This window comes from Cupriavidus sp. C2SS-8b (assembly GCF_057073745.1).
In genome coordinates this window covers 1,896,769-1,910,062 of the sequence record NZ_CP172716.1, presented here as the reverse complement: position 1 = coordinate 1,910,062, position 13,294 = coordinate 1,896,769, and the positions used below count along the sequence as shown (strand labels likewise).

Below are 13,294 nucleotides of genomic sequence, written 5' to 3'. Positions count from 1 at the left end.
TCATAGAGAAACGTCGAGACGGTCGATGATGATCGCCACCAGCGCAGCGGCTTCGGAGGCGCGGATCGTATGAGGGGTATGAGGGCACGCGCGAATGATGCTGGCCAACTCGCTCGGGCTGACGAAGGCATAGCTGTCCCTCGGGCGGTGGCCAATCCGTTCCGAGATCTCGGTCTTCAGGCTCATCAGCGTGGAATTGCAGTGGTTACAGATCTCGGATGCGTTTGCCCAAGTGCCACGGCCCGGGTTGGGACTGATATGAAAACTCACCTTGCCCTCGTCGCTCACGTAGAGCACGTCGTGCTTTGCGCGCCGGCACACCGGGCATGACCAATCGTCGGCGACCTGCTCCCAGCGGTGGGCGCGGTCTTCGTCGGATCGCAGCATGGCAAGGAAGTTGGTTGGAAGCGGGCGCCCCGGCTTAGGTTCGGTTGTGCGCCAGCGAGCGAGATTTCGTGGTGCCGCTTTTTGCCGCGGACCGAGCGCCTTCTGCAAGGCTTCGATCGATGTCCATCGCAAGATGGTGGTATCGCCGGTGCGGTGCCCGTTCCCAAGGGTGGGAATGGGCTGCATCTTGCGATCGTAGGGCTCGTACCAATGGTTGTCGGTGGCGGCAGCGTGCGCAACGGTGCGTATAAGCTCCATCCGCAGCGCGTAGGCGGGTTTGGCCTCGTGCCATCGCTGGTGTGCGGCCCGGGCGTCAACGTCGTGAGGACGATGTGCCGAGCTTTGGATAAACGAGCGGATCTGCCTGATCGAGAACGAAAAGAAGGCCGGCGCGTCCACCTGCTTCTTGGCCTCGGTGTCGGCGTTGTTGCAGTCTTCGCAGATCAGGAGCTCCTCATACGCAGCGAATGCGCTGCCGATACGTTCCACCAGCCGCTTGCCTTCCATCTGCGCATCCTGGGTGCCGGCGTCGGCAAAGGCCGAGTGGAAAGCCGCTTTGAGCGCTTCGCCCATATGGTCATGGTGGACGACGAGCTTGGCCAGAATCTGGTTCTTCTTGCCAATCCGTGAGATCTGGAACTTCGATCGCCCACAGCATGGGCAAGCCCATGACTGGGACGAGCCCACCCAATGCCCGTTCATTTCGAAGTCGGTGCGTCGATGGTGCGCTTTGATGGCCCTCGACAATGGCGAATCGACGCCGTCGATCGTCGTGATGTCGCCATCGCGGACCGATGCGACCAGTACGGCGAGTGCCTCGCCTCTCAACGCCTGCATCGTCGGCGGATCCATGGGTTCGTGCTGGGCGGACCACTGTGCGAATCCGCTTGCATAGAAGAATGTATCGTCAGTCATGTGCTTTGCTTGTATCCGTCAGGCACTGGCATACGGCGTGGCGCATCGTGATCCGGGCACCGCCGTCGAGCTGCATCACAGGGTCCGAGCGCGTGCGCCAGTGGGGCGTGTTGTTCGGAGGCCGTCGTGGTCAGGTCTGAAGGCGCGCGACGACCTGATCGCAGGTCAATGCGAACGTGATGGCATAGGTATGCAAGCCCATGGGGAGTGCGAGGCCGTCGGAGCGAATCCGCGCGCGCGAAGACAAGGCCGAGCGCGAACAATGTCAGGAACGTGGTCAGGTACTGGTACGTTGCGTGGTGCTGGTAGGAGAAGAAGATCGCCGTACCGAGGGCCGCCACGGCAGCCACCCACCGGTTGGCCTTGAAGGGCAGGAGCGAAAGCAAAAAATGCCGAAAGGCGAATTCTTCCACGATCGGCGGTAGGAGCAGCAGACAGACGATCATGACGGCGATCTGCATCGGCGTCTTGTCGTGGTAGAGGAGCATCATGCTGACTTCACGGGGTTGCCCGAGCCACAGGGCCGTGCCATAGGCCGTCAAGTAGATGGCGGATACGGCCACCAGGCCTTGCGTGACGTGCTGGCGCTGGATGTCGCCCCGGAAGCGAATGTCGGAGCCTGTCAGATTTTTAGTGTGACGAGGTCATGAGACGATTACGGAAACGTCCTATGACCGACACAACAGTGACCAAGAAGAGCAAGAGCCCGAAGGCACCCAAGCTGTTCCCTGATGAACTGATCGATCAACTGCTGGCGCAGGTCCAGAACAAAGATGCCGAGTCGATCCTCGGCGAATCAGGCCTGGCTGGGCAGTTGAAGAAGCAATTGGCCGAGCGAATGTTGGCGGCCGAACTGACTCATCACCTGGAGAGCGAGGCGGAGCAAGGCAAAGCCGGCAACCACCGCAACGGCAAGAGCCCCAAGACAGTCATTACGCCCAACGGCGAGCTGACGCTCGATATCCCGCGCGATCGGCAGGCAACGTTCGAGCCGCAGTTGGTTGGCAAGTATCAACGCCGGCTTCCAGGCTTCGACGACCACGTCATCAGCATGTATGCGCGCGGCATGAGCGTGCGCGAGATTCAGGGCCATCTGCTGGAGCTATACGGGCTCCAGGTGTCGCCCGATCTGATTTCCACGGTCACGGATGAGGTGCTGGCCGACGTCGAGCAATGGCAGCAACGGCCGCTCGAGGCCATGTATCCGATCGTGTACTTTGACGCGCTCCGGCTGAAGATTCGCGACGAAGGCACGGTCAAGAACAAGGCGGTCTATCTGGCGCTGGGCATTCGGGCCGACGGCCGCAAGGAAGTACTGGGCCTGTGGATCGAGCAAACCGAGGGCGCCAAGTTCTGGCTGAAGGTCTTCAACGAATTGAAGAACCGCGGTTTGAACGACATCCTAATCGCAGTGGTCGATGGCTTGCGCGGCTTTCCCGAGGCGATCGAAGCGGTCTATCCGGATGCCCAGATCCAGACCTGCATTGTGCATCTGATCCGCAATTCGCTGAGTCTGGCGAGTTGGAAGGATCGCAAGCCGCTCGCTGCGGCGCTCAAGCCGATCTATCAGGCCGCCACGGCCGATGCGGCAGCAGCGGCGCTGGAGGCTTTCTCCCAAGGCGAATGGGGTCGTAAATTCCCTACCGTCGCGGCCATGTGGCAACGCCAGTGGGAGCAAGTGATTCCCTTCTTTGCCTATCCACCGGAAGTACGCAGAATCATATATACGACCAACGCCATTGAAAGCATGCACATGCAGTTGCGCAAGATCGTCAAGAATCGAGGCCACTTCCCCAGCGACGAAGCGGCCAGCAAGCTGTTGTTTCTGGCCTTGCGCAACATCGAAAAGGATTGGAAGATGCCGCCTATCACCTGGCGGCAGGCAGTCAATCAGTTCGCCATTCTGTTTGGCGAGCGATTCACCAACGCCATCGGCTGAGATTTCTTACAACGACCTCAGCACACGAAATTCCTGACACGTCCGAATGTCGGGAAAGCACCAGCGTCGATGCGCGACGAATAAAAGCACAAGCAACAAGGCCGACGGCCCGTAAAACAAAGCAATCGTGTAGTGCACCCTGTCTTGCAGGCTGAACTGACTGGCCATCCAGGGCAGCGTCCACCGATACAGGTAGAAGGCGAGCCATCCGAGCAGTAAAGCCAGACTCCAGCGGGTGGCAAAGGGTTGCCCCAGCCCAACTATCGTCCTCAATCGATGCGCATCCAGTCGCATGGCCATGTCGTTTTCCTGTCCTGATTTCCCTATCTCCGCACAAGAATAATCGAGTCGGATGTCTCCCGGCGGTCCCGGGCCGCGCTGTCGTGCGCCACATCGAGCCGCGCTGCGCGCGTCGCGCCCCTGCGGGCTCTTATCGCTGACGTTTACGGCCCGCATGCTCACGTTGCGGGCCTGCGCGCTTCGCTTGCGCGGGGTCTGCGCCGTCTGCGGCCGGTTGCCTGTCCAGCCGTCTCCCCTGACTTCATTCCCTTGTCCGCGACTGTAGCCCGTGGCCGTGTGCCGTCAAGGCGCGCCGGGCCGTGTCCTCGGCTGCGCCTGCGGGCCGCGCCACCCCCTGCGCTTGTCTCCTTGACGGCCCCCGTCCGCGCGCTCCTGACCGTAGCGGGCGATGAACTCAGGAAAGACAGTGGCAACGAGTCCGGCCCAGGTCTCTGCGCCGGCTCCGCCGGAAGTCCGAAGCGGGCTCCGAATCTAGGAATCCGGTGGGGGGGTCAACAGCCAACCCTTGTCAGGAGAACGACCATGCAACTTGCTTCCCGTTTCGCTTCGCGCTCCCCGGTGTTGCGTTCGGAACATCCCTTGTCGGATGACCAAATCCGCGCCGTGGCCCCAGTCCATCTTCGCGGACGCCCCCCACGAAAGTCGCTCGCACCGGTACTGCTACATCCCGACGGCGACCGTGCTGCAGCAGCTGCGAGGCGAAGGCTTTGAGCCTTTCATGGTGTGCCAGACTGCTGGGCGTCGGCGCCGAGCTGGCCGTGCCCGAGAACCGCAATGGCGATCGCGTCATCATTGCCGGGCGCGGCAGCTTGCAGGACAGCGTGAACCAGGTCGGGCAGGAGATGACCGGCGCAACCTCAACATTCAGCCTACCTTGACCGAGCGGCCGGCTTACCGGTTCGTACCATTGTCAACCGCGACTTGGTGCTGCGGCCGTACCAGCCGCTGTTCTTCAATCGAGGGAAGTCAAAATGAGCACGCCGCGGAATCTGCGGCTCGGGTCGCTACCGAAGACCGAGAGCATCAAGCTGACTTTCGCATGCCCGGCCCATCTGAAAGCCGACCTCGACCGCTACGCCATGTTGCACACCCAGACCTACGGAGAGGCGGTCGATGCGGCAACGCTGATTCCGCACATGCTGGAAGCATTCATGGCCGGCGATCGGGGATTCAGAAGGTAGTGGATGAGGCATTGTCTACGGCTGACGAAGTCACGGCTCAGCGCGTCAGAGAAGCGCTTTTAAGCGTTGAGCATGTCGCCTTGGGCCGTCGTTTCCGGGAGTTCGCGATTGCACATACGACGTCCGCCTATTTCCGTGAGTCGTCCAGGGGAGATGGACTTCGGCTGGCTAGATCCGATCTGGCGGAAGTTCTCGGCTTGGCTTATCAATCACGGTCAAAGTACGTGCATCAACTCCGGCGACTGCCGGACATGGTGACCATAGGGCATGGTTACGCGGAAACCGCACTAGATGGACGCTCAACGCATCTAACTTTGCAGGGCTTGGCTCGCTTGATGCGCAGCATCATTATTGAATTTGTGATGAGGCAAGCGTCAATCGACCGTGAACCATACTACTATCATCTGGAACGAAGCGGCGTTATGCAGATGCAGTTGGCTCCTCAGTACTGGGTCTGGCGTGCAGAGGGGGATATTACAAAGGCTGGCAGGGACAAGCTGGAGGGATTTCTACAACAACTAGCGTCTTGTCTCCTCAAACAGCCTGGCGCGGTTATCACTGATATGCGCGAAGTGCTGACAAAGGTTGCCGAGTTCGCAGCCACTATAAAGAAGCCCCTTAGGCTGCCGTATTTGGCTTTACATTTCCTGTTCAATTGGCATGTGTCAGAAAATGACTCCGCTGCGACATCCGCTATCAAGGCATTGATCGAAAGTGAACTCGGTGAACCCGGTTCTGAGTCGCTGATTGCCCACAATTTGTCTGGCCAAATGATTGACTGGCCCTTGGAGGTACATCGGCGGACCGTGGATGGCTATCTACGGCGTAGAGCGGCCGCGAGCGGCTTGCGATTCCCGAGAGTTTTCGAGGCAGGAATCATCCTTGATCTGGCTGAAAGGTACCGCCTTGTTGGTGACATGGATGCTTGCAAGGCGATGGTGGCGCTGGCGGTGGAAAACCATCCTGGGCATGTTGGCCTGTTGGCGTTCGAGAGAGATTTTCAATACGTGAGCCCGATTCGCTGGGGCCATGTCATGCTCCCGACGTCTACGGAGTCTATGAAGGAACCATCAGCATCGGTGTGACAAGGATTTCCTGTTTTCGGTATCCTTCGAGATGGTTGAAAATACGGTCGCCAGAGTCGTCGTTCTGCAAATGGCCCCATCTCCCGCGCCGGCAAAAAGCCCGCGCGGGTGACGGTAAAGGCGACGGTAAAGGCCCATGTCGATCATCACAATTCCCTTTAACCATACGGTTTGCGAGACCTGTTGATGATCGAATGGGAGTGATGCGGCGCACGCCAATCGCCATGCCAGGCGATTGAGCGGGCACTGAGCCTGTCACCCGAAGCCCGCTCTGTTGTGCGGGCTTCTTGCTTTTTGGCGATCGCGAGATCGGTCTCATGTGGGAATACGCCGACAACGGAACGGGATGTCTCCGGCTGACGATCGCAAACGCGTCGCCTACGCTTCACGGTAGCGGGTGGCTGGCCGCGGGATTCGCCCCTGGTCTTCCACTGCCAGGGTCCACCTGAGAAGGGGCCGCCAGGATGACCGGTCGGGGAAGCATGGCAACAAAGCGGCGTGACGTCACGCCACCTTCGCCCGCGGTAGCGCGCAAGCTGCCGGAGTTGTTTGCCGAGCGCCACTGGGAGCCGTTCGACTTCCAGCGCGCGGTATGGGACGCCATCGGCCGAGGGCGAAGCGGCTTGCTGCACGCCACCACAGGCACCGGCAAGACCTATGCCGCATGGCTGGGCGCGTTGCTCGCCTTTGCCACCCCGCCACCCCGCCCCGGAGCGCCGCAACCGCCGTTGACCGTGCTCTGGCTGACGCCGATGCGCGCACTGGCGGCCGATACCACGCGAGCTCTGCTGGCACCGCTTGCCGAACTAGGGTAAGCGCTCAATTGACGACGTCTGGTATTGAAGGCTGAACGTTGGCAGGCTTGCGTCCGCAAAGACTTTGCGGACGCAAACATGATCCAAGACGAGATTGACCTATTTCCGCTGCAGGCGGTGCGAGTCCGCTCCAATGGGAAGCGTGACTACGAGCCAGCGGCCAAGCGGCGTCTGATTGAGTTCTGTCTTCAATCGGGAGCATCGGTTTCGGGCACAGCGCTCAAGGCTGGCATCAACGCTAACCAGTTGCGCAAATGGATTCGGGAGTACCGAGATTCAGCGCAGGCGCAAGGTGCGTTGCCGGCATTCGTGCCGGTTGTCGAGGAGGTTCTGGATTCGCGGCCAATCAAGACACCCGCACAGGTTGTGGTGTCTGGCGATCCGCCACCGCGGCGAGCGCAACCGCTGGCGCTGTTGAGCGCAAAGCTGCCCAACGGTGTATCGCTCGAGCTGGAATGCAGCGAGCGAGACGTTGGGCTCGTAAAGGCAATGATCGAAGCCCTGAGTGGAGGCCATTGATGTTCCGCCTCGACGCTGGGCTGCGGGTGTATCTGCATCGCGACGCAGTGGACTTCCGTAAGAACATCAACGGCCTGGCACTACTGGTCGAGCAGGCGCTCGGGCTGGATCCGTTTGCATCGGCTGTATTTGTGTTCCGTAACCAGCGGGCCGATCGTATCAAGATACTCGGGTGGGACCGCAACGGCTTCTGGCTATTGTTGAAGCGATTGGAGGCGGACCGGTTTGCCTGGCCACGCGAGGCGGCAGTGGCTACGCTGACGGTCGAACAGTTGCACTGGCTGCTCGAGGGAATCGACATCGAGGCGATGCGCCGGCACCCGCACCGAGAATACCATCGCGCTGCGTGAACGCTGCTTGGCGGCGGCGGTCTAACCGGCCATGCCATCCACGCCCGTCACCGTTACCGCCGCCGAGCTGCAACTGTTGCGCGACGCCGAACGCGAGCTCAAGGCAATACTCGCGGAGCGCGAGGCAATCAAGGGCGAGTTGCGTGTGATGACGGTCCAGCGAGACCTGCTCTTGGAACAGCTCAAGGCGTTCCAGCGTAAGCTGTTCGCCGCCAAGAGCGAGGCGCGAGGCTCGGAGCAGAAGGACTTGTTCCTCAATGAGGCCGAGGCCTTGGCGACGGCGGCCGCGCAACCGGCGCAGGAAGAAGAAGGTACGCCCGAGACCGAAGTGGCCGGACACAAACGCAAGAAGCGCGGCCGCAAGCCGCTCGACCCAGCGCTGCCCCGTGTCGAGGTCCGTCACGAACTACCCGAATCGGAACGTGTCTGCCCCCTCGATGGCCAGACTCTGGTCGAGATTGGCGTCGAGGTCAGCGAACAGCTCGACATCGTGCCGCAGCAGGTCCGCGTAATCCAGCACCAGCGGGTCAAGTACGCCTGTCCATGCTGCGACGGCGGCATCAAGACGACGCCGGCACCGGCGCGCATTATTCCCAAGGGACTCCTTACCGAATCGGCGCTGGCCTGGTGCATCACCTCGAAGTATCAAGATGGCCTGCCGCTGTACCGCCAGGCAGCGCTGCTGCATCGCTTTGGCGGGGACCTCTCTCGCGGCACCCTGGCCGCAAGCATAGTGCGAGTAGGCCAAGCGGTGCAGCCTATCATCAACCTGATGCGCGACCATCTGCTGGAAGCCGATGTCGTGTACGGTGACGAGACAACGGTACAGGTGCTCAAGGAGCCCGGCAGGCCTGCCCAGAGAAAGAGCTTCCTATGGGCGCAGATGAATGGCACTAGCCCGCCGGTACGGTTGTTTGCCTATAGCCCAACACGCGAGACAAAGCAGGCTATGGCTCTCTATGCCGGCATCAAGCGTGGGGCGGTGTTGATGACCGACGGCTATGCGCCATACGACGACGTCGCAAACACCTATCAGTTGGTGCACCTCGGATGCTGGGCACACGGGCGCCGCTACCTGGTCGAGGCAGAGCAAGCCTTGCCCAAGGATAAGCGTGCCGACCACCCAGTCACGGGATTCCTGCAGCGCATCGGCAAGCTGTTTGCCGTCGAAAGCCGCACGCTCAAGATGAAGCCAGAACAACGGCAGCAGGTTCGCGCCGAACAAAGTCAGCCGCTGCTGGCCGAGATCGAAACGATGCTGCTGCAACACCTGCATACCGTGCTGCCGCAAAGCCTGTTCGGCAAGGCGCTGCACTACCTGCATGGGCAGTGGCCAAAGCTCGTGCGCTACATCGAGAACGGAACCTGGCCGATCTCGAACAATCCCTGCGAGAACGCGATTAGGCCATTCGTGATTGGACGGAGAAACTTCCTCTTCTGCGACACCGTGGCCGGTGCCAACGCCAGCGCAAGTCTTTACTCGCTGGTGGAAACCTGCAAGGCCAACGACGTCGATCCGTATCAGTATCTCGTTGCCTTGTTCAAGGCGTTGCCACACGCACAGACAGCCGACGACTACGAGGCTCTGCTGCCCTGGAGGCTCAAGCCCTCAACCGTCTAGAGCGGATACCGCCGGCTGCCGCAAGGGACGCCCTTAAAAGACCGCTTACGAACTAGGCCTCGACTGGAGCGTGGGCTTGCGCACCGGCGATACCAGCAGCAGCGAGCGCGCCGCACAGGCACGCCGCCTGCCGACCGCGCTGGTCACTACCCCGGAAAGCCTGTCGCTGCTCCTGACACGAGCGGATGCACGCGAGGCGCTTGGCAGCGTGCGGCTGGTGGTGGTCGACGAGTGGCACGAGCTGATTGGCAGCAAGCGCGGAGTGCAGGTGCAACTAGCGCTGGCGCGACTGCATCAATGGCAGCCGGACCTGTGCGTGTGGGGCTTGTCCGCGACGCTTGGCAACCTGAATCATGCGCGCGATGTGCTGCTCGCCGGCGTTCCGCCGGAACGGCGCGTGCTGGTCCACGGCCATACGCCCAAGACACTCATCATCGACACGCTGCTGCCCGACGCTGCCAGCCGTTTCCCATGGGCGGGACACCTTGGCCTGTCGATGTTGCCCCACGTGGTGCGCGAACTGGAAGCCAGCACCACTACGCTTGTGTTCCTGAATACGCGATCGCAGGCGGAACTTTGGTATCAGGCCTTGCTCGAGGCTCGACCGGACTGGGCTGGCCAGATTGCGCTGCATCACGGATCGCTGGACCGCGCCGTGCGCGAATGGGTCGAGCAGCACCTCAAGAACGGCGAGCTGCGCGCCGTGGTGTGTACCTCCAGCCTGGACCTTGGCGTGGACTTCCTGCCGGTGGAACGCGTGCTGCAGATCGGCTCGCCCAAGGGCGTGGCGCGGCTGCTGCAGCGCGCCGGGCGATCGGGGCACGCCCCGGGTCGGGCATCGCGCGTGACCGTGGTGCCCACGCACAGCCTGGAACTCGTGGAGTCGGTCGCCGCGAGAGAGGCCGCGCTGGCCGGGCGCATCGAGGCGCGCGATTCGCCGGACAAGCCGCTCGACGTACTGGTCCAGCACCTCGTCACGGTGGCGTTGGGCGGCGGATTCCGGGCGGACGACCTGCTGGCCGAAGTGCGTGCCACGTGGGCCTACCGCGCGCTGACCGGGGAGGAATGGCAATGGTGCCTCGACTTCGTGCGCCATGGCGGCGGTACGCTATCGGCCTATCCCGACTATCACCGCGCGATGCCCGACGATGACGGCGTCTGGCGCGTGCCGGACGCGCGGCTTGCGCGCCGGCACCGGATGAGCGTGGGGACCATCGTCAGCGATGCGACGATGCAGGTGCGCTACTGGACTCGCGGTGGCAGTGGCGGTGCGTCGCTGGGGACGGTCGAGGAAGGCTTTATCGCCCGCCTGGCCCCGGGTGACTGTTTCCTGTTCGGCGGCCGCCTGCTGGAACTGGTGCGCACGCAGGAGATGACCGCCTACGTGCGCCGCGCCACGGGCAAGCGGCCCGCCGTGCCCCGCTGGAACGGCGGCAAGATGCCGCTTTCCACGGAACTGGCCGACGCCGTCGTCGCCACCCTTGACGCCGTGCGAGCAGGCCAGCTGGATCCGGTCACTACGCCCGAACTGCCCTTGATCGAGCCACTGGTGGCATTGCAGATGCGCTGGTCTTCCGTGCCTACGCCGGACACGCTGCTGGCTGAAACGCTGCATTCGCGCGAAGGCTGGCACTTGTTTCTCTACCCCTTTGCCGGGCGTTCCGTGCATCTCGGCCTCGGCAGCTTGCTGGCGTGGCGGCTGGGGCAGAAAGTGCCGGCTACGTTCTCGGTGGCAGTCAACGACTATGGGCTCGAATTGCTCGCGTCCGCGCCGCTGGACTGGGGGCAGTGGCTGCCGCAGGTGCTGGCCGAAGAGCGCCATCGCGATCTGGCCGCCGACGTGATGGGCAGCCTGAACGCCGGCGAGTTGTCGTTGCGCCGCTTCCGCGAGATCGCGCGCGTGGCGGGACTGGTGTTCCAGGGCTATCCCGGCGCAGCCAAGAGCGCGCGGCAGTTGCAGGCCTCGTCGAGCCTGTTCTATGAAGTCTTTCGCAAGCACGACCCCGGCAATCTGCTGCTCGGGCAAGCAGAACGCGAGGTCCTGATGCAGGAGCTGGATGCGCACCGCCTGACCACCACGCTGGCGCGGCTGGCCTCAATGCGGCTGGACTTGCGCGTGCTGGAGCGGCCGTCGCCGCTGGCGTTCCCCTTGATCGTGGAATTCCTGCGCGAAAAACTCAGTACGGAGAAGCTTGCGGACCGCATCGCCCGCATGCTCGCCGACCTGGAACGCGCGGCGGGTCCGGCGCCGGACTACACGGGGCCGATGCATGACATGCCGCCCGGCGTCGACGCGGCGCGCGTGGCGGAGCAAGCGCGCTTCGGCATGTCAGACCATGCTGGACCGGCCGGTCCGCGCAAGCCCCGACGCGCGCGCAAGCCGTCCCGGCCACTGCCGCTGCTATGACCGGCATGAGCGACATCCACCTGGTTGCGTCGGGGGCCCATGCCGTGCGTGTGGCCGGCGAGACGCTGTGGCTGCTGCCGGAGCATGCGGTGTGGTGGCCGGCAGGCAGCATGCTGCTCGTGGCGGATGTCCACATCGGCAAGGGCGCGGCCTTCCGCGCATTGGGCCAGCCGGTGCCGAGCGGGACCACTGCCGACAACCTGGCGCGGCTACACGCGCTGGTGCTGCGCTACCCGGCGCGAGAACTGGTGTTTCTCGGGGACTTTCTGCACGCCCGCGCCGCGCGCACGGGCGCAGTGCTGATGGCGCTGCGCGACTGGCGGCGCTGCCTGCCGGCGCATCTGCGCTGCACGCTGGTACGCGGCAACCACGACACCCATGCCGGCGATCCGCCGCCCGACCTGGAGATCGCAGTCGTCACCGAGCCGCTTTCGGCCGGACCATTCGCTTTGTGCCACATGCCGGGGACTTCGCCTCAAGGCTTCGTGCTGGCGGGCCATCTGCACCCGGCCTGCGTGCTGCGCGGCACCGGCGGCGATGTCTTGCGGCTACCATGTTTTGTGTTCGGCGCAGAGGGGGCCATCCTGCCCGCGTTTGGCGCATTCACGGGACACGCCACCATCCGGCCGCAACCGGGTGAGCAGTGCTACGTGGTTGGTGACGGCCGCGTATGGCCCGTGCCGGTCAGGTAAGCCAGGGGCGCAATTCAAGACCCGCCCAGCAGATCCTGCTCATCCAGCAGCGCGTAGGCAATCTCGGGCGTGGTCTCCATCGCCCGGCGTATCGCCGCGGGAATCGCCTGCTTCGTCTTCCGGCATAGTCCCGGCTTATCTTCCAGCTGGATGTTGATCCCCCGCAGCGTGCGCACGCCATTCGCGCTCGGCGTGATGGTCAGGACGATGCCCAGTTGTGCCTGCAAGCGGCCGCCCAGATGCCGCAGGTCGGCGAGGCTCGTCACGCTTTCCAGCCGCGCCACGAGCCGTTTTTCCTCCTCGCGGGTCAGGCGCAGGACGCTGAGATCGGCGTTCGGATCGGCCAGCAGTTCTTCCCTGCGGCAAGTGCAGGCGCCGGGCGGGCATTCCGTGCGGATCGGGAAGGGCGCGTTCATCGGGGGCGGCCGGGCAGGCCCCATGCGGGGACGGTAGCTGGATATCTTAAAGCACGGCGCGGTGGGCTGGCGCATGGACCGTCTGCAAGAGGCGCCGATTCGATTTATGCTGCCGCTGGCGACTCAGCACAGCCGCATACCGAAAACCCCAGGAGACCACATGGCCCTCTCGATGTATGACGTATCGATTCCCGCGTTCCTCCGCGCCCTGACCAACCTGTCCGCCATCCTGGAAAAAGGCGCGGCGCATGCGCAGGCGCAGGGCATGGACCCGGCCGACCTGATCCAGACGCGCCTGATCGCCGACATGGATACGCTGGCGACGCAGGTGCAGCGCGCCAGCGATGCCGCGAAGGGCTGCGCGGCGCGGCTTGCGGGGATCGATGTGCCGTCCTTTGCCGATACCGAGGCGACGTTTCCCGAACTGCAGGAACGCATCGCGAAGACCGTGGACTTCCTGAAGTCGATCCGTCCCGAACAGCTCGAAGGCAGTGAAGGGCGGAGCATCGAACTGAAGCTCAAGCAGGGCCCCATCACCTTCGATGGCAAGAGCTACCTGCTGGGCTTCGCCGTGCCGAACTTCTACTTCCACATCACCACCGCCTACGACATCCTGCGCCACAAGGGCGTGCAGATCGGCAAGATGGATTACCTCGGCGCACGCTGA

The 13,294-nt window shown here is 63.0% G+C and carries 13 protein-coding genes and 3 pseudogenes; 12 read left to right on the top strand and 4 right to left on the bottom strand.

Going from position 1 to position 13,294, the window contains the following annotated elements; all coding sequences use genetic code 11:
* Complete coding sequence (locus tag ACIGJB_RS08815; protein ID WP_483729502.1) at positions 1-1,302, bottom strand: hypothetical protein; 1,302 nt, start codon at positions 1,300-1,302, stop codon at positions 1-3.
* Entirely contained in the window at positions 1,299-1,793 is a 495-nt protein-coding gene (locus ACIGJB_RS08810; protein WP_483729501.1) for a lysostaphin resistance A-like protein, read from the bottom strand. The genes ACIGJB_RS08815 and ACIGJB_RS08810 overlap by 4 nt, the downstream gene beginning before the upstream one ends.
* Before the next feature lie 179 nt (positions 1,794-1,972).
* Between ACIGJB_RS08810 and ACIGJB_RS08805 the strand changes: the two genes are divergently transcribed.
* On the top strand, positions 1,973-3,241 hold the full coding sequence (locus ACIGJB_RS08805) for an IS256 family transposase (protein WP_483729500.1): 1,269 nt from the start codon (positions 1,973-1,975) through the stop codon (positions 3,239-3,241).
* Positions 3,242-3,247: 6 nt separating this feature from the next.
* Here ACIGJB_RS08805 and ACIGJB_RS08800 read toward each other — a convergent pair whose 3' ends face one another.
* Positions 3,248-3,541, bottom strand: coding sequence for a hypothetical protein (locus ACIGJB_RS08800; protein WP_483729499.1), 294 nt, complete (start codon positions 3,539-3,541; stop codon positions 3,248-3,250).
* Positions 3,542-4,063: 522 nt separating this feature from the next.
* Between ACIGJB_RS08800 and ACIGJB_RS08795 the strand changes: the two are divergent.
* The 10 genes and pseudogenes from ACIGJB_RS08795 to pdeM form a co-directional block, all read left to right on the top strand.
* Positions 4,064-4,331: pseudogene (locus ACIGJB_RS08795) on the top strand (DUF932 domain-containing protein); the annotation flags it as partial.
* Positions 4,273-4,516, top strand: a pseudogene (locus ACIGJB_RS08790) (TrbI/VirB10 family protein); the annotation flags it as partial. The pseudogenes ACIGJB_RS08795 and ACIGJB_RS08790, both read left to right, overlap by 59 nt.
* Positions 4,513-4,722 (top strand): DUF2274 domain-containing protein, encoded by a 210-nt coding sequence (locus ACIGJB_RS08785; protein ID WP_483732292.1) that lies wholly within the window; start codon positions 4,513-4,515, stop codon positions 4,720-4,722. The pseudogene ACIGJB_RS08790 and the gene ACIGJB_RS08785, both read left to right, overlap by 4 nt.
* The gene (locus tag ACIGJB_RS08780) at positions 4,722-5,807 is read left to right on the top strand and encodes a hypothetical protein (RefSeq protein ID WP_483729498.1); all 1,086 of its coding nucleotides are present in this window, start codon (positions 4,722-4,724) and stop codon (positions 5,805-5,807) included. The genes ACIGJB_RS08785 and ACIGJB_RS08780 overlap by 1 nt, the downstream gene beginning before the upstream one ends.
* 482 nt (positions 5,808-6,289) lie before the next feature.
* Positions 6,290-6,616, top strand: a pseudogene (locus tag ACIGJB_RS08775) (DEAD/DEAH box helicase); the annotation flags it as partial.
* An 84-nt stretch (positions 6,617-6,700) separates the two neighbouring features.
* Complete coding sequence (gene tnpA, locus ACIGJB_RS08770; RefSeq protein WP_483729497.1) at positions 6,701-7,141, top strand: IS66-like element accessory protein TnpA; 441 nt, start codon at positions 6,701-6,703, stop codon at positions 7,139-7,141.
* The gene (gene tnpB, locus ACIGJB_RS08765; RefSeq protein ID WP_011296122.1) at positions 7,141-7,491 is read left to right on the top strand and encodes an IS66 family insertion sequence element accessory protein TnpB; all 351 of its coding nucleotides are present in this window, start codon (positions 7,141-7,143) and stop codon (positions 7,489-7,491) included. Before tnpA ends, tnpB begins: the two co-directional genes overlap by 1 nt.
* A 31-nt stretch (positions 7,492-7,522) precedes the next feature.
* The gene (tnpC, locus tag ACIGJB_RS08760) at positions 7,523-9,112 is read left to right on the top strand and encodes an IS66 family transposase (RefSeq protein WP_483729496.1); all 1,590 of its coding nucleotides are present in this window, start codon (positions 7,523-7,525) and stop codon (positions 9,110-9,112) included.
* Positions 9,113-9,182: 70 nt separating this feature from the next.
* Positions 9,183-11,519 carry a ligase-associated DNA damage response DEXH box helicase gene (locus ACIGJB_RS08755; protein WP_483729495.1) on the top strand — a complete coding sequence of 779 codons (2,337 nt, stop codon included), beginning with the start codon at positions 9,183-9,185 and terminating at the stop codon, positions 11,517-11,519.
* The gene (gene pdeM, locus ACIGJB_RS08750; protein WP_483729494.1) at positions 11,516-12,211 is read left to right on the top strand and encodes a ligase-associated DNA damage response endonuclease PdeM; all 696 of its coding nucleotides are present in this window, start codon (positions 11,516-11,518) and stop codon (positions 12,209-12,211) included. Before ACIGJB_RS08755 ends, pdeM begins: the two co-directional genes overlap by 4 nt.
* A gap of 14 nt (positions 12,212-12,225) precedes the next feature.
* On the opposite strand, the gene ACIGJB_RS08745 is transcribed toward pdeM, so the two are convergent.
* Positions 12,226-12,627 carry a hypothetical protein gene (locus ACIGJB_RS08745; protein WP_483732291.1) on the bottom strand — a complete coding sequence of 134 codons (402 nt, stop codon included), beginning with the start codon at positions 12,625-12,627 and terminating at the stop codon, positions 12,226-12,228.
* Positions 12,628-12,787: 160 nt separating this feature from the next.
* Between ACIGJB_RS08745 and ACIGJB_RS08740 the strand changes: the two genes are divergently transcribed.
* On the top strand, positions 12,788-13,294 hold the full coding sequence (locus tag ACIGJB_RS08740) for a DUF1993 domain-containing protein (protein WP_483729493.1): 507 nt from the start codon (positions 12,788-12,790) through the stop codon (positions 13,292-13,294).

Coding starts and splice junctions, on each gene's coding strand:
- ACIGJB_RS08815 (WP_483729502.1), bottom strand. CDS start 1,302: ATGACTGACGATACATTCTTCTATGCAAGCGGATTCGCACAGTGGTCC.
- ACIGJB_RS08810 (WP_483729501.1), bottom strand. CDS start 1,793: ATGATGCTCCTCTACCACGACAAGACGCCGATGCAGATCGCCGTCATG.
- ACIGJB_RS08805 (WP_483729500.1), top strand. CDS start 1,973: ATGACCGACACAACAGTGACCAAGAAGAGCAAGAGCCCGAAGGCACCC.
- ACIGJB_RS08800 (WP_483729499.1), bottom strand. CDS start 3,541: ATGGCCATGCGACTGGATGCGCATCGATTGAGGACGATAGTTGGGCTG.
- ACIGJB_RS08785 (WP_483732292.1), top strand. CDS start 4,513: ATGAGCACGCCGCGGAATCTGCGGCTCGGGTCGCTACCGAAGACCGAG.
- tnpA (WP_483729497.1), top strand. CDS start 6,701: ATGATCCAAGACGAGATTGACCTATTTCCGCTGCAGGCGGTGCGAGTC.
- tnpB (WP_011296122.1), top strand. CDS start 7,141: ATGTTCCGCCTCGACGCTGGGCTGCGGGTGTATCTGCATCGCGACGCA.
- tnpC (WP_483729496.1), top strand. CDS start 7,523: ATGCCATCCACGCCCGTCACCGTTACCGCCGCCGAGCTGCAACTGTTG.
- pdeM (WP_483729494.1), top strand. CDS start 11,516: ATGACCGGCATGAGCGACATCCACCTGGTTGCGTCGGGGGCCCATGCC.
- ACIGJB_RS08745 (WP_483732291.1), bottom strand. CDS start 12,627: ATGAACGCGCCCTTCCCGATCCGCACGGAATGCCCGCCCGGCGCCTGC.
- ACIGJB_RS08740 (WP_483729493.1), top strand. CDS start 12,788: ATGGCCCTCTCGATGTATGACGTATCGATTCCCGCGTTCCTCCGCGCC.